General features: G+C 54.3%; 25 protein-coding genes and 1 rRNA gene. 17 read left to right on the forward strand and 9 right to left on the reverse strand.

From position 1 onward, the window contains the following. Positions 1–14 precede the first annotated feature (14 nt). Both rrf and ACRDD5_RS11180 read left to right on the forward strand, forming a co-directional pair. A 5S ribosomal RNA gene (gene rrf / locus ACRDD5_RS11175) occupies positions 15–130 on the forward strand. A gap of 148 nt (positions 131–278) precedes the next feature. After that, a complete protein-coding gene (locus tag ACRDD5_RS11180) occupies positions 279–734 on the forward strand; it encodes a DUF4385 domain-containing protein (RefSeq protein WP_438676792.1) in 456 nt (151 codons plus the stop codon). A 17-nt stretch (positions 735–751) separates the two neighbouring features. Here the strand turns inward: ACRDD5_RS11180 and ACRDD5_RS11185 are convergent, their stop codons facing one another. The 5 genes from ACRDD5_RS11185 to trxC all read right to left on the reverse strand — a co-directional run bounded on the left by ACRDD5_RS11185 (position 752) and on the right by trxC (position 6,475). Further along, the gene (locus ACRDD5_RS11185; RefSeq protein ID WP_271280956.1) at positions 752–1,075 is read right to left on the reverse strand and encodes a YfiM family lipoprotein; all 324 of its coding nucleotides are present in this window, start codon (positions 1,073–1,075) and stop codon (positions 752–754) included. A gap of 45 nt (positions 1,076–1,120) precedes the next feature. Continuing rightward, positions 1,121–2,476, reverse strand: coding sequence for a CDP-diacylglycerol--serine O-phosphatidyltransferase (gene pssA, locus ACRDD5_RS11190; RefSeq protein WP_271281044.1), 1,356 nt, complete (start codon positions 2,474–2,476; stop codon positions 1,121–1,123). A 110-nt stretch (positions 2,477–2,586) separates the two neighbouring features. Next, entirely contained in the window at positions 2,587–5,250 is a 2,664-nt protein-coding gene (locus tag ACRDD5_RS11195) for a bifunctional acetate--CoA ligase family protein/GNAT family N-acetyltransferase (protein WP_271280957.1), read from the reverse strand. 35 nt (positions 5,251–5,285) lie between these two features. Further along, positions 5,286–5,984 carry a tRNA-uridine aminocarboxypropyltransferase gene (gene tapT, locus ACRDD5_RS11200; protein ID WP_438676793.1) on the reverse strand — a complete coding sequence of 233 codons (699 nt, stop codon included), beginning with the start codon at positions 5,982–5,984 and terminating at the stop codon, positions 5,286–5,288. A gap of 71 nt (positions 5,985–6,055) precedes the next feature. Further along, complete coding sequence (trxC, locus tag ACRDD5_RS11205; RefSeq protein WP_271280959.1) at positions 6,056–6,475, reverse strand: thioredoxin TrxC; 420 nt, start codon at positions 6,473–6,475, stop codon at positions 6,056–6,058. Between the two features lie 207 nt (positions 6,476–6,682). On the opposite strand from trxC, the gene ACRDD5_RS11210 reads away from it, so the two are divergent. Beyond that, positions 6,683–7,783, forward strand: coding sequence for a tRNA/rRNA methyltransferase (locus tag ACRDD5_RS11210; RefSeq protein WP_438676794.1), 1,101 nt, complete (start codon positions 6,683–6,685; stop codon positions 7,781–7,783). Between the two features lie 71 nt (positions 7,784–7,854). Here ACRDD5_RS11210 and ung read toward each other — a convergent pair whose 3' ends face one another. Continuing rightward, positions 7,855–8,544, reverse strand: coding sequence for a uracil-DNA glycosylase (gene ung / locus ACRDD5_RS11215; RefSeq protein ID WP_438676795.1), 690 nt, complete (start codon positions 8,542–8,544; stop codon positions 7,855–7,857). 312 nt (positions 8,545–8,856) lie between these two features. Here ung and grcA point away from each other — a divergent pair, with 312 nt between their 5' ends. Beyond that, positions 8,857–9,240 (forward strand): autonomous glycyl radical cofactor GrcA, encoded by a 384-nt coding sequence (gene grcA / locus ACRDD5_RS11220; protein ID WP_438676796.1) that lies wholly within the window; start codon positions 8,857–8,859, stop codon positions 9,238–9,240. A 45-nt stretch (positions 9,241–9,285) separates the two neighbouring features. Here the strand turns inward: grcA and srmB are convergent, their stop codons facing one another. Beyond that, a complete protein-coding gene (gene srmB / locus ACRDD5_RS11225; protein ID WP_438676797.1) occupies positions 9,286–10,614 on the reverse strand; it encodes an ATP-dependent RNA helicase SrmB in 1,329 nt (442 codons plus the stop codon). A gap of 133 nt (positions 10,615–10,747) precedes the next feature. Between srmB and trmN the strand changes: the two genes are divergently transcribed. Then, positions 10,748–11,485: a tRNA(1)(Val) (adenine(37)-N(6))-methyltransferase TrmN gene (gene trmN / locus ACRDD5_RS11230; protein ID WP_271280964.1), complete on the forward strand. Its 738-nt coding sequence runs from the start codon at positions 10,748–10,750 to the stop codon at positions 11,483–11,485. Here trmN and nadB read toward each other — a convergent pair. Continuing rightward, positions 11,470–13,089, reverse strand: a complete 1,620-nt coding sequence (gene nadB / locus ACRDD5_RS11235; RefSeq protein WP_271280965.1) for an L-aspartate oxidase — start codon at positions 13,087–13,089, stop codon at positions 11,470–11,472. The two genes, trmN and nadB, sit on opposite strands and share 16 nt — an antisense overlap. A gap of 356 nt (positions 13,090–13,445) precedes the next feature. Between nadB and rseD the strand changes: the two genes are divergently transcribed. The 12 genes from rseD to acpS all read left to right on the forward strand — a co-directional run bounded on the left by rseD (position 13,446) and on the right by acpS (position 22,835). Continuing rightward, on the forward strand, positions 13,446–13,514 hold the full coding sequence (gene rseD, locus ACRDD5_RS11240) for a rpoE leader peptide RseD (RefSeq protein WP_231313890.1): 69 nt from the start codon (positions 13,446–13,448) through the stop codon (positions 13,512–13,514). Next, entirely contained in the window at positions 13,511–14,086 is a 576-nt protein-coding gene (gene rpoE, locus ACRDD5_RS11245) for an RNA polymerase sigma factor RpoE (RefSeq protein WP_271269076.1), read from the forward strand. Before rseD ends, rpoE begins: the two co-directional genes overlap by 4 nt. A 31-nt stretch (positions 14,087–14,117) precedes the next feature. After that, positions 14,118–14,771 (forward strand): anti-sigma-E factor RseA, encoded by a 654-nt coding sequence (gene rseA / locus ACRDD5_RS11250; protein WP_271280966.1) that lies wholly within the window; start codon positions 14,118–14,120, stop codon positions 14,769–14,771. Next, the gene (gene rseB / locus ACRDD5_RS11255) at positions 14,771–15,724 is read left to right on the forward strand and encodes a sigma-E factor regulatory protein RseB (RefSeq protein WP_271280967.1); all 954 of its coding nucleotides are present in this window, start codon (positions 14,771–14,773) and stop codon (positions 15,722–15,724) included. Before rseA ends, rseB begins: the two co-directional genes overlap by 1 nt. After that, complete coding sequence (rseC, locus tag ACRDD5_RS11260) at positions 15,721–16,197, forward strand: SoxR-reducing system protein RseC (protein WP_438676798.1); 477 nt, start codon at positions 15,721–15,723, stop codon at positions 16,195–16,197. The genes rseB and rseC overlap by 4 nt, the downstream gene beginning before the upstream one ends. 184 nt (positions 16,198–16,381) lie before the next feature. Then, on the forward strand, positions 16,382–18,181 hold the full coding sequence (gene lepA / locus ACRDD5_RS11265) for a translation elongation factor 4 (protein ID WP_271280969.1): 1,800 nt from the start codon (positions 16,382–16,384) through the stop codon (positions 18,179–18,181). Positions 18,182–18,197: 16 nt separating this feature from the next. Continuing rightward, positions 18,198–19,172 carry a signal peptidase I gene (lepB, locus tag ACRDD5_RS11270; protein WP_271280970.1) on the forward strand — a complete coding sequence of 325 codons (975 nt, stop codon included), beginning with the start codon at positions 18,198–18,200 and terminating at the stop codon, positions 19,170–19,172. 222 nt (positions 19,173–19,394) lie between these two features. Continuing rightward, the gene (rnc, locus tag ACRDD5_RS11275) at positions 19,395–20,075 is read left to right on the forward strand and encodes a ribonuclease III (protein ID WP_271280971.1); all 681 of its coding nucleotides are present in this window, start codon (positions 19,395–19,397) and stop codon (positions 20,073–20,075) included. Next, entirely contained in the window at positions 20,072–20,977 is a 906-nt protein-coding gene (era, locus tag ACRDD5_RS11280; RefSeq protein WP_271280972.1) for a GTPase Era, read from the forward strand. Before rnc ends, era begins: the two co-directional genes overlap by 4 nt. A gap of 11 nt (positions 20,978–20,988) precedes the next feature. Further along, positions 20,989–21,696 (forward strand): DNA repair protein RecO, encoded by a 708-nt coding sequence (recO, locus tag ACRDD5_RS11285; protein WP_438676799.1) that lies wholly within the window; start codon positions 20,989–20,991, stop codon positions 21,694–21,696. Between the two features lie 27 nt (positions 21,697–21,723). Beyond that, positions 21,724–22,455: a pyridoxine 5'-phosphate synthase gene (gene pdxJ, locus ACRDD5_RS11290; protein ID WP_271280974.1), complete on the forward strand. Its 732-nt coding sequence runs from the start codon at positions 21,724–21,726 to the stop codon at positions 22,453–22,455. Then, positions 22,455–22,835, forward strand: coding sequence for a holo-ACP synthase (gene acpS, locus ACRDD5_RS11295; protein WP_204558399.1), 381 nt, complete (start codon positions 22,455–22,457; stop codon positions 22,833–22,835). The genes pdxJ and acpS overlap by 1 nt, the downstream gene beginning before the upstream one ends. Here acpS and ACRDD5_RS11300 read toward each other — a convergent pair. Further along, positions 22,832–23,092, reverse strand: coding sequence for a YfhL family 4Fe-4S dicluster ferredoxin (locus ACRDD5_RS11300; RefSeq protein ID WP_271280975.1), 261 nt, complete (start codon positions 23,090–23,092; stop codon positions 22,832–22,834). The two genes, acpS and ACRDD5_RS11300, sit on opposite strands and share 4 nt — an antisense overlap. Between the last annotated feature and the right edge of the window lie 19 nt (positions 23,093–23,111).

Consider the following 23,111-nt stretch of genomic DNA (forward strand, 5'->3'; position numbering starts at 1 on the left):
ATAAACAGAATTTGCCTGGCGGCTGTAGCGCGGTGGTCCCACCTGACCCCATGCCGAACTCAGAAGTGAAACGCCGTAGCGCCGATGGTAGTGTGGGGTCTCCCCATGCGAGAGTAGGGAACTGCCAGGCATCAAATAAGCAAAAAGGCCATCCGAAAGGATGGCCTTTTTGCGTTGTGCTGAGAAAAAACAGGGCGGCACTGCATTTATCCGGCCTGCACGACAAATCAGGCAATATCTGGCTAAAATAATAAGACCTACTGTGATGTGAGGTTATTTTGCCGAACCCACCCTTCAATTATCAACAGGATTTCGCTAATACTAATTTTCGCACCCATCCCGAGCTCTACCAGGTTGGGCGGGGAGAACAAGGCGTTCTGTCAGTTGAGCCCTATAAAAGCGAAATCTTGCCTCACTGGCGATATAAAAACGCTGAAGTTGCCACAACATCTGCGCAGGAAATCTATGCGCTATTTGAGCAATACCGCCAGCAAAACGATTTTGTGGGAATGGATATGGCACGAAAATTCATTCAGATGGGATACACCCGCGCAAGACGCTATGCCAATCATAAAGGTGGAAAAAAATATGATGAAGAGGGGAATGTCCGTCCATTAGATCACGATCCTGTCAAAACCGAAGCGGCTGGGATCTTTAAAAAGTGGTGGGATAAAATTCGCGCCGATCGGGATTATCTGCAACGAAAACAAGCGCATCAAAAGCAGTGGGGATGAGTTCGACCTTATCTGCGTTAATGTTCTGCCAGCTGCCATACAGCGTAGCCGGTAGTTGCACCTGCTACGTCCCAGGCAAAGTCTTTCCAGCTCCACCCACTTCCGCCTGGGCGACTGTCCCAGAACTCTTTCGTTGCCCCAAGACTGACAGAAAACATCAACCCAATGGCCGCGCTGCGGTCGGGACTATTACCCTGACGCTGTGCATACTCATTACCAGCGGCAGATAACATCGCCGAGGCAATAAAGTGCTGCGCTTTATCCTGGCCCTGCCAGCGGTCGTTTGCCGTATGGCTGCAGCCGGTCAGAAGCAGAGCGGTAAAGATGAGAGCCAAACGCATGGCGGATTCCATAAAAAAAGCCCCGTCAATGACAGGGCCTGTGGGTTACAGAATACGGCTGATTAAGCGGTCGATACGAATGCGGCGTAAACGACGAATCAGCTTACGCACTTTAACCGGATAGTCGGCGATACTTTGCAGATCGCGATAGTGACGCACCACGGTGGTGTGAGTGCGGATCAATTCCAGTTCACGATCGCGCTGGACTGCCAGCTCCTGACGTGGATCGTGGATCAAAATGGCGTTCTCAAGATCCAGACGCCATGCGCGCGGGTTAAGGTTGTTCCCCGTTAGCAGCATCCATTCATCATCAACCCACATCCCTTTCAGATGATAGCTATTGTCATCATCTTTCCAGAGACGCACGACCAGCTGATCGGTATTCACATAATATTGCAGGCGACTCAGGAAACGACGCAGGTTAATCTCGTACAGATAAGGCAGTGCGCCGATGATTTTAAACGGCTGATCTTCCGGGATAAAGAAGTCGTTTGCGGTTTTATCACCAACGATAATTTCTACCTTTTTACCGTCGCGCAGAAGCTGAATAATATTGCGCACCAGCACCGCTGGCAGGTTGAAGTACGGGGTGCAAATCGTCAGCTTATGCTCGGTGCATGGCATCAGATGGAAGATAGTTTTATTGAGCAGGCTCGATTTACCGAGACCTACCAGTGGGGTCACTGCGAGCTGTTCGTTATCCGCATCACCCTGGAAATGGAATGTGGCATCGCGCAGCTCCTGACGGAAAACGCGAATGTCATTTTTAATTTCAGGGCTTTTTGGCCGATGGGGATCGTCCAGGCGATTCACGCCGCGACCCTGAATCAGGTTCTGATCTACCCACTCGAACATGACGTCAGCCATCCGGGCATTGCGCACCAGGTGATAGCGATCGTAGCGGTATTTATCGAGCTGATGCAGATAGACATCATTCAGACTGGCGCCGCTGTACAGCACGCTGTCATCAATAATGAAGCCTTTAAAATGAAGGACGCCCAGCGCCTCGCGGGTATTCACCGGCACGCCATAGACAGGTACCTCAACGCCCGGGTTCTCCTGGGCCATGCGGCAGTACCAATCGGCATTGGTGTTGGAGGCTGCGGCGCCAATGCGTCCACGCTGGCCACGGTGCCAGTCTACCAGAACGCGAACGTCCAGCTCTGGACGCTGGCGTTTGGCGTCGTACAGTGCGCGTAAAATAGCGCTGCCGCCCTCATCCTGTTCAAGATAGAGGGCGATAATGCAGATACGATGCGTTGCGCTGGCAATTTTTTCCAGAAGCGTCTCCCGAAAATGGGCGGGAGCGTAAAAGAACTCTACATCATCAACTGACTGAGAAATCTTCGGTAGTTGAGCAAGGTGTTGTTGATGTTTATTACGCTTAAATTTTGACAACATCACAGTGCGTTTCTTCTCTGTTCATTGAAGGATTATATGTACTATGCAGACGACATAAGCCGGCAATGATACCACCAGTGCCGTTTAAAGTGGTCAACATTTCCAGTACCTTACTCTTGTTTACCTGCTGCCTTTAGCTGCAGCGTTAGGCCGACAATGCCCTCTTCGAGCTGGACATCAACGGTGAAGCCTAATTTCCGCGCCAGGGCGACCATGCCGCGATTGTTGGGCATAGTAATGCCATTCAGGCGGATGAGTCCGTGATCGCGCGTGTAACTGATAAGCTTTTCCAGCAGTTTTCTACCCAGCCCCAGACCTTTAAGATCTGAGCGAACAAGCACGGCAAATTCCGCATCGACATTATCTGGATCGGAAATCGCACGCGTCACGCCAAGGATCTCATCACCTGCATCCGATCGTCTAACGGCAACGAAAGCCATTTCCCGATCGTAGTCGATCTGCGTCATATTGGCTAAATCTTCGTGGGTAAATTCGTTGATTTCGCTAAAGTAGCGATAGTACAAATCTTCTTTTGTTACCTGGGCAATAAAGCGCTGAAGCTGCGGTTCATCTTCCGGAAGAATAGGGCGAAACAGCGACGATTCGCCATTTTTCATCTCGACCCACTCTTCAAGCTGGTGAGGATATGGGCGGATAGCGAGTCGGCTTTCACGATCGCCGGTAAAAGCGGCAACCTCCAGCGTCACATCCAGCGCGGTCAGTTCGCTGCCTGAGACCAATAAAGGGTGAATATCCAGGCGCTGAATTTCCGGGCTATCGATAATCAGGTTCGAGACCTGCACGAGAAACTGGCTGAGTCCGGCGATGTCCAGCGGTCGCAGGGCGCTGCGCCCGCGGATCTTCTTGCTTTTAATGGCCTGGATCACCAGATAGCGCGCCAGGTTCATGTTCAGCGGCGGCAGGGCGACGACGGCCTGCTCTTCCGGATGCCACTCCACGCCCCCTTCGCCGAGCATGATCAGCGGACCAAAGACCGGATCCTGTTCCACCACCACCCGTAGCTCCTGTGCGCCCGCGCGGTTGGCCATGCTTTGCACCAGCAGCCCGTGGATCCGCGCCTGGGGCCAGGCCATTTTTACGCGATCGATAATCGCATCTGCAGCCTGTTGAACTTCCGCAGCGGTCCGCAGATACAGCATCACCCCCTGAACTTCAGATTTATGGGGGATATCGGGTGAACGCAGTTTTAACGCCACCGGATAACCGATTTGCTCGGCAATATGGACTGCTTCTGCACTGTCGCTGGCAATCCAGGTCGGCAGGGTATGCATGCCATAGGCATTCAGAATCGGCTGTACTTCATGGGTATCCAGGGTACGCACGCCGTCATCAATGGCGCTTTGCAACAGGTTACGTACGTGGCCAGTGTTTGCCGTCAGATTGCCCGGCAGCGCAGGGGTTTCCCTCAGCTGCTTCTGATTACGCCGGTACTCCACCATATGCATAAAGGCGGTGATCGTCCCTTCCGGGGTTCGATAGGTTGGCAGCCCCGCTTCGCTGAACAGACGGCGCGCCTCCTGCGAGGAGAACTCCCCGCACCAGTTGGTCAGCAGAGAGACATATTTCCCGCGCGGATGCTGCTTAACTGCTTCAATCAGCGAGCGGGCGCTTTCGCTACCGGGTGCCACGGCGCTCGGAGAGTGGATCACCATCAGAGCGTCAAAATCCTGGCTATCCAGCAGGATATTCAGTGCGCTGAGATAGCGCTCGCTGCTGGCGTCATCGCGGAGATCGAGCGGATTACCAGGCTCCACGCCGGGCGGCAGAGCATCACGCAGGCGCGCAAGCGTCGCGTCGCTGAGGGTGGCGAGTTTGCCATTGCGCAGCCAGAGCTCGTCCAGTGCCAGCGCCGCGGGTGCGGCACCGTTGCTGATAATCATCAGTCGCTCACCCCGTAGCGGACGCATGTGGCTGAGGGTTTCTACCGCTGAAAAGAGCTCGTGCGTATCCTGCACGCGCAGTAACCCTGCGCGCTGGATGGCGGCATCCCACGCCGGATCCATCCCTGAATGGGAATGCAGCAGACGCTGGGCGGCCGGACTACGTCCACTTTTGATGACCAGAATGGGCTTATTGCGTGAAGCGCTGCGCGCGGCCGAGACAAAGCGTCGCGCGTCGCTGAGATGCTCAAGATACAGCAGGATTGCACTGGTTTTGCTGTCCCTCGCCAGAAAATCCAGCAGTTCATCAACATCAATATCCAGCCCATCACCCAGGGCGATGAAATAGGAAAAGCCCATTTCGCGCTGCTGGGCCCAGTCGAGGATCGTATTTGAGACCGCTGCCGACTGGGAGATAAAGGCCAGCTTGCCTTTGCGAATGGGAACCGGAGAAAAACTGGCATTCAGCCCTTGCCACGGCGCCAGTAACCCGAGGCTGTTTGGTCCCAGCAAGCGCATCTGGAATCGCGTGGCGCAGGCCAGCAACGCGGCCTGCTGTTCAGGTGGTGAAGAGAGAATGATGCAGGTTTTACAGCCTTTTTGCCCTAATGCCTCAAGTAACGCCAGGTTGCGTCTGGCATGAACGCAGAGCACCGCGAGATCGGGGATGAAGGGCAGGCTGTCGACATCGGGCCAGGCGAGAACGCCGAGCACGGCTTTATACGCGGGCGTCACCGGCATCACCGGGCCATTAAAACCGCCTGCCAGCAGATTTCGCATCATCAGATAACCGGCGCGATCGGGTTTCATCGACGCGCCAATGACGGCGATGGATTTAGGGCGGAGTAACGCTTCTAACCCGCGCTGGCTCATACAAGTCTCCTGAAAAGGCGAATGACCTGATGATTTTAAACGCTTTCCGGCTCCGCTGCTGTGATGCTTCCCGTACGAATGGGTTTTCCCGCCAGGTAGCGTTCGCGAAAACAGGAGAAGTGATCGCCCAGCGCGTTTGCCGCCTGGATATCACCCGCCAGATCCAAAAGCGCAATCGCCACTTCAGCGGTGCAATACTGTCCCTCGGCATGGGCTTCACGCAGCCGGTAAGTGGACACGCGGGAGAGGTCGACAGAGATAACCGGCAGTGCATCCAGATAAGGACTCTTGCGGAACATTTTGCGTGCTTCGGTCCAGGTACCGTCCAGCATAATAAACAGCGGCGGCTTTCCGGAAGGGGGAGTAGCAAGAACCTGACGTGCTTCACCCGCATAGGATGCCGGGAACACGACCATCGGCTGATAATCAGGGCTGGCGACCAAATCCAGTAACGCCTGCGGCGGCTCGGTGCGTGACCACTGGAAGGCGGCGGTATCCGGCAAAATATCGGCGATCAGACGGCCGGTATTGCTGGGCTTCATCGGTTCGGTATCAAACATCACCAGACAGAACCGGCTTTGGGCGTGGCTGGGGGCCAGCGTAGCGCACAGGCACTGCTTTAACGGCAGCAGACAGCGCTGGCAGCGTCGAACACGATTACCACGGGCAAGAAAAGGGCGGGTCGCACGCGCCAGGCGTTCGGCACGCAATTGCAGTACGGCGTTATCAGTCATGGGGGAGGGCGCAGAAAAAACGCCATTCTCGCAGAGGCGAGGACGGGGCACAAGTTACGTGCCCCGGAATGTCAGATGGATTCGTTAAGCCAGCTATCAAAGGGGGCTTTAGGCACTGCGCCATTTAGCATATCGACAACTTCACCCTTTTTGAAAATCATGATGGTCGGAATGCTGCGAATGCGAAAACGGGCGCTAAGCTCAGGTTCAGCTTCAGTGTTGACCTTAACGAAACGCACTTTGCCGCTACGCTCTTCGGCGACATCTTCAAAGATCGGCGCAAAATTACGGCACGGACCACACCACGGTGCCCAGAAGTCTACAACCACGGGCAGATCGTCCTTGAGGAGTTTATCCAGAGTTGCACCGGTAGCATTAATGACATCACCATCGAACAATTCCTGACCGCAGCGACCGCATTTTGCTCCATCATCAATTCGATCGTCTGGAATGCGGTTAAGAGCCTGGCAGTTGGCACATACGGTATTCATAACTAACCTCAGGTAGTGCAGGGGGAGCAAACCGGCATGGCGCCGATCATGTTTCAAATATGTTACATATTATCAACGACCCTGTTTGAAACGACAATGCGTTTTATTCAATGAGAACAATAGTCACAGGCTTTTATACGAAGTAATGGCTATGCGCGGGTACATCGGGTAATCTGCGCGCTTCGCGCAGCGCTGGTGGAGAAAAGCATGAACGACGAACTGAAAAACAAAAGCGGCAAGGTCAAAGTGATGTATGTCCGCAGTGATGATGACTCTGATAAACGCACCGAAAATCCGCGTACCGGAAAAGGTGGCGGGCGTCCAGGGCCATCTCGTGCAGACGGTGGCCGTCGCCCCGCCCGCGATGAGAGAAATAGCCGCGGTAATGACCGCAAAAGCGACGATCGCAAACGTGACGATCGTAAACGCGATGATTTTAAACGTGATGACTTCAGTCGCGATGCATCACCATGGCGCACTGTTTCTCGCGCCCCAAATGATGAGTCGACGGCACCTGTCGATCATGGCAGCATGAGCGGTAAAGCGGTTATCGATCCTGAAGTCATCCGCCGTCAACGTGCGGAAGAAACCCGTGTGTATGGCGAAAATGCCTGTCAGGCCCTGTTCCAGAGCCGCCCTGATTGCATCGTGCGCGCCTGGTTTATCCAGGGCGTAACGCCGCGTTTCAAAGAGGCGCTGCGCTGGATGGCGGCTAACCGCAAAGCCTACCACGTGGTGGATGACGCTGAGATCGCCAAAGCGTCTGGTACCGAGCACCATGGCGGTGTTTGCTTCATCATCAAGAAACGTAACGGTACCACCGTTCAGCAGTGGGTCAGTCAGGCTGATGAAGATGACTGCGTACTGGCGCTGGAAGATGTGGGCAATCCCCACAACCTCGGTGCAATGATGCGTAGCTGTGCGCATTTCGGCGTGAAAGGTGTCCTGCTGCAGGATGCTGCTCTGCTGGAATCCGGCGCGGCCATCCGTACTGCGGAAGGCGGAGCGGAACACGTTCAGCCAATCACCGGTGATAGCGTCCTTGAGGCAATTGAGCAGTTCCGTAAAGCGGGCTACGCCATCGTGACCACCTCCAGCCATAAAGGCACCACGCCGCTGTTTAAAGCGACGCTGCCGCGTAAAATGGTACTGGTACTGGGTCAGGAGCGTGATGGTCTGTCCGATGCGGCACTGGAGAGCGCCGATCTGAGCGTCTCTATCGATGGGACTGGCAAAGTAGAAAGCCTCAACGTCTCCGTGGCGACCGGCGTACTGCTGGCAGAGTGGTGGCGTCAGAACAAAGCGTAATCACGCGTTGTTTGTGTTGTTTTGTAAGCCGGGTCAGGCGAAGCCGCCACCCGGCACTATTTCCGATAAATCTATTCGCTTTCGGCCGGCAACACCGGCATCCAGTCAATTGGCGTTTCACCCCGTTTTTCCAGCCATTCATTCGCCAGTGTAAAATGATGACATCCCAGAAAACCGCGATGCGCTGACAGCGGTGAAGGGTGCGGTGCTTTCAGCACATGGTGACGCTGGGTATCAATAATCGCCCCTTTCTTCTGCGCATGCGCACCCCACAGCAAGAACACCACACCTTCGCGGTGCTGGTTAATCAGGCTTATCACTTTATCCGTAAAAGTTTCCCAGCCGAGGCTGGCATGCGAATGCGCCTGTCCCGCACGAACCGTCAATACAGTGTTCAGCAGCAATACGCCCTGTCGCGCCCAGCTTTCCAGATAACCATGTGCCGGTCGGCTAAAGCCCGGTATCGACGCCTCGAGCTCTTTATACATGTTCAGCAATGAAGGTGGCGTCGCCACACCCGGACGCACGGAAAATGCCAGACCGTGGGCCTGCCCCGGACCGTGATAGGGATCCTGACCGAGGATCACCACTTTTACCTCGCCCAGTTCGGTAAAGCGAAAGGCGTTAAAAACATCTTTCTGCGGGGGATAAATGGTGATCTCCGCCTGGCGTTCGGCGGCGACGGTATTTAGGGTGTTCAAAAAATAGGGCTGCTGTTTTTCATCGGCCAGTACGTCGTGCCATGTCAAAGAGGTTGTCATCTCGCTCTCCTGCGAATTTTCTCTGGCCCTAGCTTAACTGCATATGGCGACGACGCAAAATCGGCAGACTAAAAACGCCATCTTGCTGAATAATATTTAAAAATTATTAAAAAAGTTGAAGTTTGGGAGGGGTGAAAATTGATATAAAACAATAATATTCTGTTATCACCCTTTTGCTGGTGGGGTTTTTATTGATTTAGGTCAATGAATGACAGAGGGTCGCCTGATATATATACACTCAAGCAACAATGGTTTTACCAATTGCCCTGAACAGGGCAGACACCTAATACTGTAGTTTAAGGGAGGCATCACATGATTACTGGTATCCAGATTACTAAAGCTGCAAATGACGACCTGCTGAACTCTTTCTGGCTGCTGGACAGCGATAAAGGCGAAGCGCGTTGCGTCGTCGCGAAAGCCGGTTTTGCCGAAGATGAAATTGTACCGGTGAACAAACTGGGTGAAATCGAATATCGCGAAATCCCAATGGAAATCAAACCGGAAGTGCGTGTTGAAGGTGGTCAGCATCTGAACGTTAACGTGCTGCGCCGCGAAACGCTGGAAGATGCGGTAAAACACCCGGAAAAATATCCGCAGCTGACTATCCGTGTTTCTGGCTATGCCGTTCGCTTCAACTCACTGACGCCAGAACAGCAGCGCGACGTTATTGCGCGTACCTTTACCGCAAGCCTGTAAGGTTCGCTGTAAATAAAAACGCCGGGTGATAAGCCCGGCGTTTTTTTATTCTTCTTTCGCAGAAGTCGCTGTCGTGCCACTCGGCTTACGGCGTTTACCAATATTCTTGGCGTCGCGGTGACGTTTCTTCACGCGCGGTTTCTCTTTGTCTTTCTGTTTCTGCTCTTCGCGCTTAGCGAGCACTTTCTTAGACGGTTTACCCGTCATTTTCTCGCTGGGTGGACGCGTTGTCGGGCGCAGTTCATCGATTACGCGCGCTTTCACTGACTCTTCGATGTAGCGACCCACTTTCTGCAGCAGCAGATAGTCATGCGCTTCAACCAGAGAAATAGCCGTACCTTTGAGGCCAGCACGTCCGGTACGACCGATACGGTGGAGGTAAGTATCCCCGCTGCGTGGCATGTCGAAGTTAATCACATGGCTCACTTCAGGAATGTCGATACCGCGCGCCGCCACGTCAGTGGCCACCAGGACATTGACGCGACCTTCAGTCAGACGTTTAATCCCTTCGGTGCGTTTCACCTGCGGCATGTCACCTTCAAGATAACAGTTATCGATGCCTGCAGAACGCAGCTGAGCGGCCAGCTCATGCACACGCTCACGTTTACGAACGAAGATGATGGTACGCGTCGTATCATCTTGTTTCAGCACGTGTTTGAGTAATTCAAACTTATGTTCATAATTATCAGCACGGTAATACCACTGATGAATTTTCTTGCGCTCACGCGTGGACGGCGTGGCAGAGACTTCTACCGGCTCTTCAAGCAGACGATCAGCAAAGTCCTTGATCGCATCGCCTTCAAGCGTTGCGGAGAACAGCATCGTCTGTTTACGCCAGCGCGTTTCACCTGCGATGTGTTCAATATCCTGCGCGAAGCCCAGTTCCAGCATGCGGTCGGCTTCATCCAGAATCAGCGTTTCGACAGCACGACAGTCAAAGTTCTCTTCTTTGATGTACTGCATCAGGCGCCCAGTCGTGGCGACCACGATATCCTGGTTCTCACTGAACACTTCGGCGTGGTTCATATAGGCAACGCCACCGGTGATTGTCGCAATATCCAGATGGGTATTGGCGGCCAGTTCACGCGCATGCTCCGCAACCTGAACGGCTAACTCACGTGTCGGTGTCAGAATCAGAATGCGCGGCGGGCCGGATTTTTTGCGTGGAAAATCAATCAGATGCTGCAAGACGGGCAGCAGGTACGCCGCCGTTTTACCGGTGCCTGTCGGCGCTGAACCGAGTACGTCGCGGCCTTCTAATGCAGGCGGAATGGCTGCCGCCTGGATGGCAGTCGGGCGTGTGAAACCTTTATTCTGGAGTGCTTCCAGCAGGCTTTCATCGAGTTCAAGTTCGGAAAAAGTCGTTACAGTCATGTTCTACCTCTGTGTGGGGCGCTGATTATAGACGTTATGGCTGCAATCTTCATCTGTTTGTATGGATATCCCTTTTCCACCCCTTCGGTTTCCCCTATGCTACTCCGGTTTTGAAGAAGAAGGTTGCTTTGATATGTCTCAACTCAAAGCGCAGTTGCGCCGCGATGGTTTTACCTTTAAGCAGTGCTTTGTTGCGCACGATCGCTGTGCGATGAAAGTCGGCACGGATGGCATTTTACTGGGCGCATGGGCGCCGGTTGCTGGCGCTACACGTATCCTCGATATCGGCAGCGGCAGCGGATTGTTAGCGCTGATGCTGGCCCAGCGTACCGAACCATCCGTTACCCTCGACGCGGTTGAACTGGATCCCCAGGCGGCCGGGCAGGCGGCAGAAAACGTAGCCGAGTCGCCGTGGGCCTCGCGCATCACGCTTCATTGTGCTGATGTTCTCAGCTGGGCGCCAGAGCAAACGGCACGCTATGACTTAATTGTCAGCAATCCTCCTTATTATGAACCCGGCGTTCAGTGCGCGACGCCTGAGCGCGACCAGGCCCGCTATACGGGCTCACTCGACCATAGCGCACTGCTGACCTGTGCAGCTGAGCTCATCTCGGAAGAGGGTTTTTTCTGCGTGGTACTCCCGGAGAGTACGGGCAGCGCATTTGTGAAAAACGCACTGGAGATGGGCTGGTTTTTACGCCTGCGTACCGATATCGCCGATACCGATGGCAGACTCCCGCATCGGGTTCTGCTGGCGCTGTCGCCGAAAGAGGGAGAGTGCTTCAGCGACAGGATGGTGATCCGCGGGCCAGATCAGCGTTATTCCGACGATTACACGGCGCTGACCCGCGAGTTTTATCTGTTTATGTGAGCCAGCGGCGAAAGCACGGAGGGCCCGGAGTGCTCAAGTTGCTCCGGGTAATCCAGCGTGTAATGCAGGCCGCGGCTCTCTTTTCGCATCATTGCGCAGCGCACGATCAGCTCCGCCACCTGCACCAGATTACGTAATTCAAGCAGATTGTTTGAGACGCGGAAATTGGCGTAATACTCGTCCATCTCCTGCTGCAGCATGGTGATACGGCGCAGGGCACGCTCCAGGCGCTTGCTGGTGCGCACAATACCAACGTAATCCCACATAAAGAGGCGCAGCTCGTGCCAGTTGTGCTGGATAACAACGCGCTCGTCCGGGTTTTCTACCCGACTTTCATCCCAGGCCGGCAGGCTTTCTGCGTGGCGGGCGTATGGCATGCGCTTAATAATATCCTCAGCCGCCGACCAGCCGTACACCAGACACTCCAGCAGAGAGTTGGATGCCATGCGGTTAGCACCGTGCAGGCCGGTGTAACTCACTTCGCCGATAGCGTACAGACCATCAACATCGGTCCGACCATGATCGTCCACCATCACGCCACCGCAGGTATAGTGCGCGGCAGGTACCACAGGTACCGGATCTTTGGTGAGGTCAATGCCTAAGCCCATCAGCTTCTCATAAATGGTCGGGAAGTGCTGACGTACAAATTCTTCGGGCTTATGGCTAATATCCAGATACATGCAGTCCACGCCTAAACGCTTCATTTCATGATCAATGGCGCGGGCGACGATGTCGCGCGGGGCCAGCTCGCCACGCTCATCGAAGTCCGGCATAAAGCGCGTCCCGTCAGGGCGTTTTAAGTGCGCACCTTCACCACGAAGGGCTTCGGTGAGCAGAAAATTACGCGCCTGCGGGTGAAATAACGCGGTGGGGTGGAACTGGTTAAATTCAAGGTTGGCGACGCGACAGCCCGCGCGCCAGGCCATGGCAATGCCATCCCCGGAGGAGATATCCGGGTTGGTGGTATACTGATAAACCTTGGACGCGCCGCCGGTCGCAAGCACAACGGATTTCGCCCGGCAGGTTTCAACCGTTTCTTTATTCCGGTTCCAGACCCAGGCACCGACAACGCGACGCGTTCCCGGCAGGCCAATTTTATCGGAAATGATCAGGTCGACCGCATTGCTGCGTTCCAGTACCTGGATATTCGGGTGACTCAACGCCTGACTGACCAGCGTGGTTTCAACTTCTTTACCGGTGGCGTCCGCCGCATGCAGGATCCGGCGATGGCTGTGCCCGCCTTCCCGCGTCAGATGATAACCCTCTTCACCGTTCGCCTGCATGTGGGTATCAAACAACACGCCCTGATCGATAAGCCACTGTACGCACTGTCGGGCGTTACTGGCGACGAATCTGGCCGCGTGGGGATCCACGATCCCGGCTCCGGCAATCAGGGTGTCGTCCACGTGCGAGTCGATGCTGTCGGTCTCATCAAACACTGCGGCAATACCGCCCTGGGCATAGAAGGTGGAGCCTTCGCTGACAGGACCTTTGCTAAGGACAATCACTTTTTGATGTGGCGCGAGTCGCAGCGCCAGGGAGAGTCCAGCGGCGCCGCTGCCAATAATCAGTACATCACAGGTAAGTTCAGACATTGCGTTCATGATGTTTGTTTAATTTACTAAACAGTGTCGGGCCAGCATAGCACCCGAATGCGATGAATCGCACGTTTTATTTGCATGGGGTTGCAATGGCTAAACACGTGGGGCGACACGGGGAAGCGCAAAAAAGACGAAAATATTTTGCGAAGCAGATCGTTAGCTTCAGATTTTGTGATGAAATAAAGCCCGTCTTGCGGTACCCTTCAAGCGGAAAATGCCATTTCTTATCAGAAACTGGGTGCGTATCAGTATCAGACTTATAATGATAGAAAATGAACAGTCTGCGACGTGATTAACAAAAACAAAGGCGTGACGGAACTATTTGAAAAAAAGACCCTCAAAGCAACTGCTTGCTCACAGTGCAGTGTTTGGAGTGGCGTTTCGATAACGCGTGGATTTTAGGTTTGGGGAGACATTACCTCGGATGAGCGAGCAGTTAACGGACCAGGTCCTGGTTGAACGGGTCCAGAAGGGAGAACAGAAAGCCTTTAACTTACTGGTGGTGCGCTACCAGCATAAAGTGGCGAGTCTGGTTTCCCGCTATGTACCGTCAGGGGATGTCCCTGATGTAGTACAAGAATCTTTTATTAAGGCCTATCGCGCGCTGGAATCTTTCCGGGGGGATAGTGCTTTTTACACCTGGCTTTACCGTATTGCCGTCAATACGGCCAAAAATTACCTGGTTGCTCAGGGTCGTCGTCCGCCTTCAAGCGATGTGGACGCTATCGACGCAGAGAATTTTGAAAGCGGCGGCGCGCTGAAAGAAATTTCGAACCCTGAGAACTTAATGTTGTCAGAAGAACTGAGACAAATAGTTTTTCGTACCATCGAGTCGCTTCCGGAAGATTTACGTATGGCAATTACGTTGCGGGAGCTGGATGGGCTGAGCTATGAAGAGATAGCCGCTATCATGGATTGCCCGGTCGGTACGGTTCGCTCACGTATTTTTCGTGCGCGAGAAGCTATTGATAATAAAGTTCAACCGCTAATCAGGCGTTGACTCTAGCGGGATACTGGAAAAGGTATTAGGCATGCAGAAAGAAAAACTTTCCGCTTTAATGGATGGTGAAACGCTGGACAGTGAGCTGCTCAACGAGCTCTCTCGCTCTCCTGAGATGCAAAAAACCTGGGAGAGTTATCACCTCATCCGCGATACTTTGCGCGGTGATACCGGCGACGTCCTCCATTTCGATATCTCAGCACGTGTAATGGCGGCCATTGAGAACGAACCTGTTCCTCAGGCCACTCCGCTGATTCCTGAAGCCCAACCTGCACCGCACCTGTGGCAGAAGATGCCGTTCTGGAACAAAGTGCGTCCCTGGGCGAGTCAATTGACTCAAATGGGAGTGGCTGCTTGCGTATCGCTTGCAGTTATTGTTGGCGTCCAGCAGTATAATACCCAATCTGAAGCGAACCAGCAGCCAGAAGCGCCAGTGTTTAACACGCTGCCGATGATGGGCAAAGCCAGCCCGGTAAGTCTGGGCATACCTTCTGATGCATCGTCGGCGGGAGCCGGTCAGCAGCAGCAGGTACAAGAGCAGCGCCGTCGCATCAATGCGATGTTGCAGGATTACGAATTGCAGCGTCGTCTGCATTCCGAACAGCTCCAGTTTGAGCAGGCGCAAACCCAGCAAGCTGCTGTGCAAGTGCCCGGAAACCAAACCTTAGGAACGCAATCGCAGTAATGAAGCAACTTTGGTGCGCCATGTCTCTGATGGCGGGTGGCCTGTTCTTCTCTGTAAACGCCTCGGCTGATAATTCATCCGGGGCGTTGTTGCAGCAAATGAACCAGGCCAGCCAGTCACTCAACTACGAACTGGCTTTTATCAGTATCAACAAGCAAGGTGTAGAATCATTACGCTACCGCCATGCCCGACTTGATAAACAGCCGCTTGCCCAGCTCTTGCAGATGGATGGCCCGCGCCGCGAAGTGGTGCAGCGTGGCAATGAAATCAGCTATTTTGAGCCGGGGCTCGAACCCTTTACGCTAAACGGCGACTACATCGTAGATTCGCTGCCTTCGCTAATCTACACAGACTTCAAGCGTCTTGCGCCTTACTACGACTTTATCTCCGTAGGCCGCACCCGTATTGCGGACAGGCTGTGCGACGTCCTGCGCGTGGTGGCAAGAGACGGTACGCGATATAGCTATATCGTCTGGATGGATGCAGAAACCAAGCTGCCAATGCGTGTCGATCTGCTGGATCGCGACGGTGAGACGCTGGAACAGTTCCGCGTAATCTCCTTCACCGTGGATAACCAGGTCGGCAATAGCATGCAGAATCTGGCTAAAGCCAACCTGCCGCCGTTACTCTCCGTGCCTGTGGGTGATACGGTTAATTTCAACTGGGCACCAAACTGGATCCCGCAAGGGTTTAGTGAAGTGTCCAGCAGTCGACGTCAGCTGCCCACCATTGATACTCCGGTTGAATCACGTCTCTATTCCGACGGTTTGTTTAGCTTCTCGGTCAATATCAACCGCGCCACAGCGGTGAGCGCCGATCAGATGCTGCGCACCGGACGTCGTACGGTGAGCACTACGGTGCGCGATAATGCAGAGATCACCATAGTCGGTGAACTGCCGCCTCCGACGGCAAAACGCATCGCCGACAGTATTAAATTCAAGGCCGGACAATGATCAAAGAATGGGCAACCGTCGTTTCATGGCAGGACGGTGTCGCGCGGGTGAGCTGTGATGTTAAAGCCTCCTGCAACAGTTGCGCCTCCCGGGCGGGTTGCGGAAGCCGGGTCCTCAATAAACTGGGTCCGCAAACCACGCACACCATCGTCGTGCCCAGCTCTCAGCCGCTGGTAGAAGGGCAGAAGGTGGAGCTAGGTATCGCAGAAGGTAGCTTGCTGGGATCAGCCATGCTGGTCTACCTCTCTCCATTGGTGGGACTCTTTACGGTAGGCGGCGTATTCCAGGTGCTGTTCGGCACCGATCTGGCCGCCATGTGCGGCGCAGCGCTGGGTGGCGTTGGCGGCTTTTTACTGGCGCGTGGCTTTTCGCATAAGCTCGCGGTGCGTGAAGCATGGCAGCCCGTTATCCTCAGCGTCGGGTTACCGCCCGATGAGCTTCGTGTCGAAATGCTCTCCTCAGAAGCCCGGTGAATTAAACCGGGCTTTATTATATTTACATCTCATAAAAGAAAACGCTGAATCTTCACGCTATGCTTGCGGGAAGAGCATTTCCTGGTGAAGGAGATGTAGTGTAGAATGCTGCGTTTTCGCACTGAAAAACGTCAGGCTAATAACAGCGGCCCCCAGGAATTCGTAAGGCATAATTATTAACTATATGAAGAACATACGTAACTTTTCGATCATTGCTCACATTGACCACGGTAAGTCGACGCTGTCTGACCGTATTATCCAGATTTGCGGTGGCCTGTCTGATCGTGAAATGGAAGCCCAGGTTCTGGACTCCATGGACCTGGAACGCGAACGTGGTATCACCATCAAAGCGCAGAGCGTAACGCTCGACTTCAAATCTGCTGATGGCGAAACTTATCAACTGAATTTTATCGATACCCCAGGCCACGTTGACTTCTCTTATGAAGTTTCCCGTTCGCTGGCGGCCTGCGAAGGTGCGCTGCTGGTGGTTGATGCCGGGCAGGGCGTAGAAGCTCAGACCCTGGCAAACTGCTATACCGCGCTGGAAATGGATCTTCAGGTGGTACCGGTGCTTAACAAAATCGACCTGCCTGCGGCCGATCCTGAGCGCGTAGCGGAAGAGATTGAAGACATCGTCGGCATTGATGCCACTGATGCAGTGCGCTGCTCGGCGAAAACCGGTGTGGGCGTGACCGACGTTCTGGAACGTCTGGTGCGTGAAATTCCGGGCCCGGAAGGTGACGCAGATGGCCCACTGCAGGCATTGATCATCGACTCCTGGTTCGATAACTATCTGGGCGTGGTGTCGCTGGTGCGTATTAAAAACGGCACCATGCGTAAAGGCGACAAGATTAAGGTTATGAGTACCGGACAGGTCTATAACGCCGATCGCCTGGGGATCTTCACGCCGAAGCAGGTCGACCGTACCGAACTGAAGTGCGGTGAAGTTGGCTGGCTGGTGTGTGCGATTAAAGACATCCTGGGCGCGCCGGTTGGCGATACCCTGACTCAGGCACGTAACCCGGCAGATAAAGCGCTGCCAGGCTTTAAAAAAGTGAAGCCGCAGGTTTACGCTGGTCTGTTCCCGGTGAGCTCCGACGACTACGAAAACTTCCGCGACGCGCTTGGTAAACTGAGCCTGAACGACGCCTCCCTGTTCTATGAGCCAGAAAGCTCAACGGCGCTGGGCTTCGGCTTCCGCTGTGGCTTCCTCGGCCTGCTGCACATGGAGATCATTCAGGAACGTCTGGAGCGTGAATACGATCTGGATCTGATCACCACGGCACCAACGGTTGTTTACGAAGTTGAAACCACCTCTAAAGAGGTGATCTATGTCGACAGCCCATCCAAGCTGCCACCGCTGAACAACATTGCTGAACTGCGTGAACCTATCGCCGAGTGTCACATGCTGCTGCCGCAGGAATTCCTCGGCAACGTGATCACCCTGTGTATCGAAAAGCGCGGCGTGCAGACCAACATGGTTTACCACGGCAACCAGGTTGCGCTGACCTATGAAATTCCAATGGCGGAAGTGGTGCTCGACTTCTTCGACCGCCTGAAGTCAACGTCGCGCGGCTATGCGTCGCTGGACTACAACTTCAAGCGTTTCCAGGCCTCTAACATGGTGCGTGTGGACGTGCTGATCAACAGTGAGCGCGTTGATGCGCTGGCGCTGATCACCCACAACGATAATGCCCCGTATCGTGGTCGTGAGCTGGTCGAGAAGATGAAAGAACTGATCCCACGCCAGCAGTTCGACATTGCGATTCAGGCGGCGATCGGTAACCACATCATCGCTCGTGCGACGGTGAAACAGTTACGTAAAAACGTTCTGGCAAAATGCTATGGCGGTGACGTCAGCCGTAAGAAAAAGCTGCTCCAGAAGCAGAAAGACGGTAAGAAACGTATGAAGCAGGTCGGTAACGTCGAGCTGCCGCAGGAAGCGTTCCTCGCCATTCTGCACGTGGGTAAAGACGGAAAATAATTCTTAAGGAGTTGGCATGGCGAACATGTTTGCCCTGATCCTGGTGATTGCCACACTGGTGACGGGGCTGTTGTGGTGTCTGGATAAGTTTATTTTTGCACCAAAACGTCGCGAACGTCAGGCCGCCGCACAGGCGGCCACGGGCGACCAGTTAGATCCGAAAACCCTGAAAAAAGTCAGCCCGAAGCCGGGCTGGCTGGAAACAGGCGCTTCGGTCTTTCCGGTGCTGGCGATTGTGCTGGTGGTACGTTCGTTCATCTATGAACCTTTCCAGATCCCATCCGGTTCGATGATGCCAACGCTGCTGATCGGTGATTTTATTCTGGTAGAAAAGTTTGCCTACGGCATTAAAGATCCTATCTACCAGAAAACGCTGATCGAGACCGGTCATCCGAAGCGTGGCGACATTGTGGTGTTCAAATATCCGGACGATCCGCGTCTGGACTACATCAAACGCACCGTTGGCGTTCCGGGCGATAAGGTCACTTATAACCCGGTTTCAAAAGAGGTGACGGTTCAGCCAGGCTGCAGTTCCGGTACAGCCTGTGGCAGCGCCTTAGCGGTGACCTATTCTGGCGTTGAGCCCAGCGATTTTGTGCAGACCTTTGCGCGTCGCAACGGCGGTGAAGCGACCAGCGGGTTCTTCCAACTGCCGAAAAGCGAGAGCAAAGAGAACGGCATCCGCCTGAGCGAACGTAAAGAGACATTGGGTGATGTTACCCACCGTATTCTGACCGTCTCGATCGCCCAGGATCAACTCGGCATGTACTATCAGCAGCAAGGCCAGCAGCTGGCGACCTGGATTGTGCCGCCTGGACACTACTTCATGATGGGTGATAACCGCGATAACAGCGCGGACAGCCGTTACTGGGGCTTTGTACCGGAAGCGAATCTGGTGGGTAAAGCGACCGCTATCTGGATGAGTTTTGAGAAACAGGAAGGTGAATGGCCTACCGGCGTACGTTTAAATCGTATTGGCGGCATCCATTAATTCCTGAGAAATGAATACGTAGCCTCTTTTATTGGAGGCTACGTAAATTATTTAACTGATAAATGCCTACGGACTAACGACAACCCCTGTCGTTGTGTATAGAATATTCCCCCGAAGTTTAAGGTTGGCGCTGACTCAGTGCCACGGCACACGAAACCGCGTTGGCTCCCCCAGGTCGGTTTCGTGTGCTGCATTTTTGACGCATTCATTTATTGGTATCGCATGAACCCCATCGTAATTAATCGGCTTCAACGAAAGCTGGGCTACACTTTTCAGCATCAGGAGTTGTTGCAACAGGCATTAACCCACCGCAGTGCCAGCAGCAAACACAACGAGCGTCTCGAGTTCCTGGGCGACTCCATTTTGAGTTACGTTATTGCCAACGCGCTTTATCATCGCTTCCCGCGGGTGGACGAGGGTGATATGAGCCGCATGCGTGCAACGTTGGTGCGTGGAAATACGCTTGCTGAAATCGCGCGCGAATTTGAACTGGGTGAATGTCTGCGACTCGGTCCTGGCGAACTGAAGAGCGGCGGTTTCCGTCGTGAATCTATTCTCGCAGATACGGTCGAAGCTCTGATCGGTGGTGTTTTCCTCGACAGTGACATTCAGACAGTTGAACAACTGATCCTGAACTGGTACCAGACGCGTCTGGATGAAATCAGTCCCGGTGATAAGCAGAAAGATCCAAAAACACGTTTGCAGGAGTACCTGCAGGGTCGCCATCTGCCGCTGCCATCGTATCTGGTGGTGCAGGTACGTGGCGAAGCACACGATCAAGAATTTACCATCCATTGCCAGGTTAGCGGCCTGAGTGAACCGGTGGTTGGCACAGGTTCAAGTCGTCGTAAGGCTGAACAGGCTGCCGCCGAACAGGCGTTGAAAATACTGGAGCTGGAATGAGCGAAGAAAAAAGTTACTGCGGTTTTATTGCCATCGTCGGACGCCCGAACGTTGGCAAATCAACCCTGTTGAATAATCTGCTGGGTCAGAAAATTTCCATCACCTCTCGTAAGGCGCAGACCACGCGTCACCGTATTGTCGGTATTCATACCGAAGGTGTGTATCAGGCTATCTACGTTGATACCCCGGGTCTGCACATGGAAGAGAAGCGCGCCATCAACCGTCTGATGAACAAGGCGGCGAGCAGCTCTATCGGTGACGTTGAGCTGGTTATCTTCGTGGTTGAAGGCACCCGCTGGACCGCGGACGACGAGATGGTGCTGAATAAACTGCGTGATGGCAAAGTGCCGGTGATCCTCGCGGTCAATAAAGTGGACAATGTGCAGGAAAAAGCCGACCTGCTGCCGCATCTGCAGTGGCTGGGTAGCCAGATGAACTTCCTCGATATCGTTCCGCTGTCTGCAGAGACCGGTCTGAATGTCGATACCATCGCGGGCATTGTGCGTAAACATCTGCCGGAAGCGATTCATCACTTCCCGGAAGATTACATCACAGACCGTTCTCAGCGCTTCATGGCGTCAGAAATCATCCGCGAGAAGCTGATGCGTTTCCTCGGTGCTGAACTGCCATACTCCGTTACCGTGGAAATCGAACGTTTCCAGACCAACGAGCGCGGCGGGTACGACATCAACGGCTTGATCCTCGTTGAGCGCGAAGGGCAGAAGAAGATGGTAATCGGTAACAAAGGTTCCAAAATCAAAACCATCGGTATCGAAGCTCGCAAAGACATGCAGGAAATGTTTGAAGCGCCGGTTCACCTCGAACTGTGGGTGAAAGTGAAATCCGGCTGGGCCGATGACGAGCGCGCTCTGCGCAGCCTCGGTTACGGCGACGACGTCTAAGCCACTAAAACGTGGAAGGCTGGCAGCGCGCATTCGTCCTGCATAGTCGTCCCTGGAGCGAAACCAGCCTGATGCTGGACGTCTTCACGGAAGAGTCGGGCCGCGTGCGCCTTGTTGCCAAAGGCGCACGTTCCAAACGCTCGAATCTGAAAGGGGCCCTGCAACCCTTCACACCTCTGCTGGTGCGTTTTGGCGGACGCGGAGAAGTCAAAACCCTGCGCAGTGCTGAAGCCGTCTCTCTGGCGCTCCCCCTCTCTGGTATTACGCTGTACAGCGGTCTGTATGTGAACGAGCTTATCTCGCGCGTACTGGAACATGAGACCCGCTTTTCTGAACTCTTTTTCGACTATCTGTACTGTATCCAGGCCCTGGCGGGCACCACCGGCTCGCCGGAACCTGCGCTGCGTCGCTTTGAGCTGGCGCTGCTCGGCCATCTGGGATACGGCGTCGATTTTCTGCACTGTGCGGGCAGCGGCGAACCTGTGGATGACACCATGACCTACCGCTATCGCGAAGAGAAAGGCTTTATCGCGAGTATCGTCATCGATAACAGCACCTTTACTGGACGGGATCTCCGGGCGCTGGCGGAACGCGAATTTCCTGATGCCACCACCCTGCGTGCGGCAAAACGCTTTACCCGCATTGCGCTCAAGCCGTATCTTGGTGGCAAGCCCTTAAAGAGCCGAGAATTATTCCGGCATTTTTTGCCGAAGCGTTAACGAATCAAAAGAAAATCGAGGATTGTCATGGCTGAATTACTGTTAGGCATCAACATTGACCACATCGCCACCCTGCGCAATGCGCGCGGCACCGCGTATCCGGATCCGGTTCAGGCAGCATTTATCGCCGAGCAGGCGGGCGCAGACGGCATTACCGTGCACCTGCGTGAAGATCGTCGCCACATCACCGACCGCGACGTGCGCGTTTTGCGCCAGACTCTGGATACGCGCATGAATCTGGAGATGGCGGTCACTGAAGAGATGCTGGCGATTGCCGTTGAGACGAAACCGCATTTCTGCTGCCTGGTGCCGGAAAAGCGTCAGGAAGTGACCACCGAAGGCGGGCTGGATGTGGCCGGGCAACTGGACAAAATGCGCGATGCCTGCAAACGTCTGGCCGATGCTGGGATCCTTGTGTCGCTGTTCATCGATGCTGACGAGGCGCAGATCAAAGCCGCTGCGGACGTGGGCGCGCCCTACATTGAGATCCACACCGGCTGCTATGCCGATGCTGAAGACGAAGCCACCCAGGCCAAAGAGCTGGCGCGGATCGCCAAAGCTGCCACCTATGCGGCAGGCCTTGGCCTGAAGGTCAACGCCGGTCACGGTCTGACTTACCATAATGTCAAAGCCATTGCGGCGATCCCGGAGATGCACGAGCTGAACATCGGCCATGCGATTATCGGTCGCGCGGTAATGAGCGGCCTGAAAGACGCCGTCGCCGAGATGAAACGCCTGATGCTGGAAGCGCGCAACTAATGGCCATCCTTGGCTTAGGAACCGATATCGTTGAAATCACCCGCATCGAAGCAGTGATTTCCCGCAGCGGCGATCGCCTGGCGCGACGAGTGCTCAGCGATAACGAATGGGCCATCTGGGAAACGCACCAGCAGCCGGTGCGTTTTCTTGCCAAACGCTTTGCAGTCAAAGAAGCAGCGGCTAAAGCTTTCGGTACCGGGATCCGCAACGGTCTGGCGTTTAATCAGTTTGAAGTGTTTAACGATGAGCTGGGCAAGCCGCGTCTGCGGTTGTGGGGCGAGGCGTTAAAGCTGGCAGAAAAGCTGGGCGTGGCGCACATGCACGTGACGCTGGCGGATGAACGTCATTACGCCTGCGCGACGGTGATTATCGAAAGCTAGATTTTGTCCGCGTGGTGCATCAGGACAAACTTATCCCACAGCTGCTCTTCGGATTCAGGACGTGCCGGATCTTTCAGGATTGTATTGGGGATCGGGCACACCTTCTGGCAGGTCGGCGTTTCATAATGGCCGATGCATTCGGTGCAAAGATCGCTGTTAATCTCATAAATGTCGTTACCCATCGAGATGGCCTGGTTAGGGCATTCGGGCTCGCACATATCGCAATTAATGCATTTTTTGGTAATTAACAGCGCCATCAGGAAATTCTCAGAAACA

This window comes from Silvania sp., from assembly GCF_051656365.1.
Taxonomy (GTDB): domain Bacteria; phylum Pseudomonadota; class Gammaproteobacteria; order Enterobacterales; family Enterobacteriaceae; genus Enterobacter; species Enterobacter hatchlandensis.

Bases quoted from the DNA above. Each gene is read 5' to 3' on its own strand.
- pssA (WP_271281044.1), bottom strand. From the start codon at position 2,476: ATGTTGTCAAAATTTAAGCGTAATAAACATCAACAACACCTTGCTCAA.
- ACRDD5_RS11210 (WP_438676794.1), top strand. From the start codon at position 6,683: ATGAACGACGAACTGAAAAACAAAAGCGGCAAGGTCAAAGTGATGTAT.
- rpoE (WP_271269076.1), top strand. From the start codon at position 13,511: ATGAGCGAGCAGTTAACGGACCAGGTCCTGGTTGAACGGGTCCAGAAG.
- trxC (WP_271280959.1), bottom strand. From the start codon at position 6,475: ATGAATACCGTATGTGCCAACTGCCAGGCTCTTAACCGCATTCCAGAC.
- lepB (WP_271280970.1), top strand. From the start codon at position 18,198: ATGGCGAACATGTTTGCCCTGATCCTGGTGATTGCCACACTGGTGACG.
- era (WP_271280972.1), top strand. From the start codon at position 20,072: ATGAGCGAAGAAAAAAGTTACTGCGGTTTTATTGCCATCGTCGGACGC.
- tapT (WP_438676793.1), bottom strand. From the start codon at position 5,984: ATGACTGATAACGCCGTACTGCAATTGCGTGCCGAACGCCTGGCGCGT.
- rseA (WP_271280966.1), top strand. From the start codon at position 14,118: ATGCAGAAAGAAAAACTTTCCGCTTTAATGGATGGTGAAACGCTGGAC.
- trmN (WP_271280964.1), top strand. From the start codon at position 10,748: ATGTCTCAACTCAAAGCGCAGTTGCGCCGCGATGGTTTTACCTTTAAG.
- grcA (WP_438676796.1), top strand. From the start codon at position 8,857: ATGATTACTGGTATCCAGATTACTAAAGCTGCAAATGACGACCTGCTG.
- nadB (WP_271280965.1), bottom strand. From the start codon at position 13,089: ATGAACGCAATGTCTGAACTTACCTGTGATGTACTGATTATTGGCAGC.
- pdxJ (WP_271280974.1), top strand. From the start codon at position 21,724: ATGGCTGAATTACTGTTAGGCATCAACATTGACCACATCGCCACCCTG.
- acpS (WP_204558399.1), top strand. From the start codon at position 22,455: ATGGCCATCCTTGGCTTAGGAACCGATATCGTTGAAATCACCCGCATC.
- rseB (WP_271280967.1), top strand. From the start codon at position 14,771: ATGAAGCAACTTTGGTGCGCCATGTCTCTGATGGCGGGTGGCCTGTTC.
- ACRDD5_RS11300 (WP_271280975.1), bottom strand. From the start codon at position 23,092: ATGGCGCTGTTAATTACCAAAAAATGCATTAATTGCGATATGTGCGAG.
- ACRDD5_RS11185 (WP_271280956.1), bottom strand. From the start codon at position 1,075: ATGCGTTTGGCTCTCATCTTTACCGCTCTGCTTCTGACCGGCTGCAGC.
- ung (WP_438676795.1), bottom strand. From the start codon at position 8,544: ATGACAACCTCTTTGACATGGCACGACGTACTGGCCGATGAAAAACAG.
- rseC (WP_438676798.1), top strand. From the start codon at position 15,721: ATGATCAAAGAATGGGCAACCGTCGTTTCATGGCAGGACGGTGTCGCG.
- lepA (WP_271280969.1), top strand. From the start codon at position 16,382: ATGAAGAACATACGTAACTTTTCGATCATTGCTCACATTGACCACGGT.
- rnc (WP_271280971.1), top strand. From the start codon at position 19,395: ATGAACCCCATCGTAATTAATCGGCTTCAACGAAAGCTGGGCTACACT.
- ACRDD5_RS11195 (WP_271280957.1), bottom strand. From the start codon at position 5,250: ATGAGCCAGCGCGGGTTAGAAGCGTTACTCCGCCCTAAATCCATCGCC.
- srmB (WP_438676797.1), bottom strand. From the start codon at position 10,614: ATGACTGTAACGACTTTTTCCGAACTTGAACTCGATGAAAGCCTGCTG.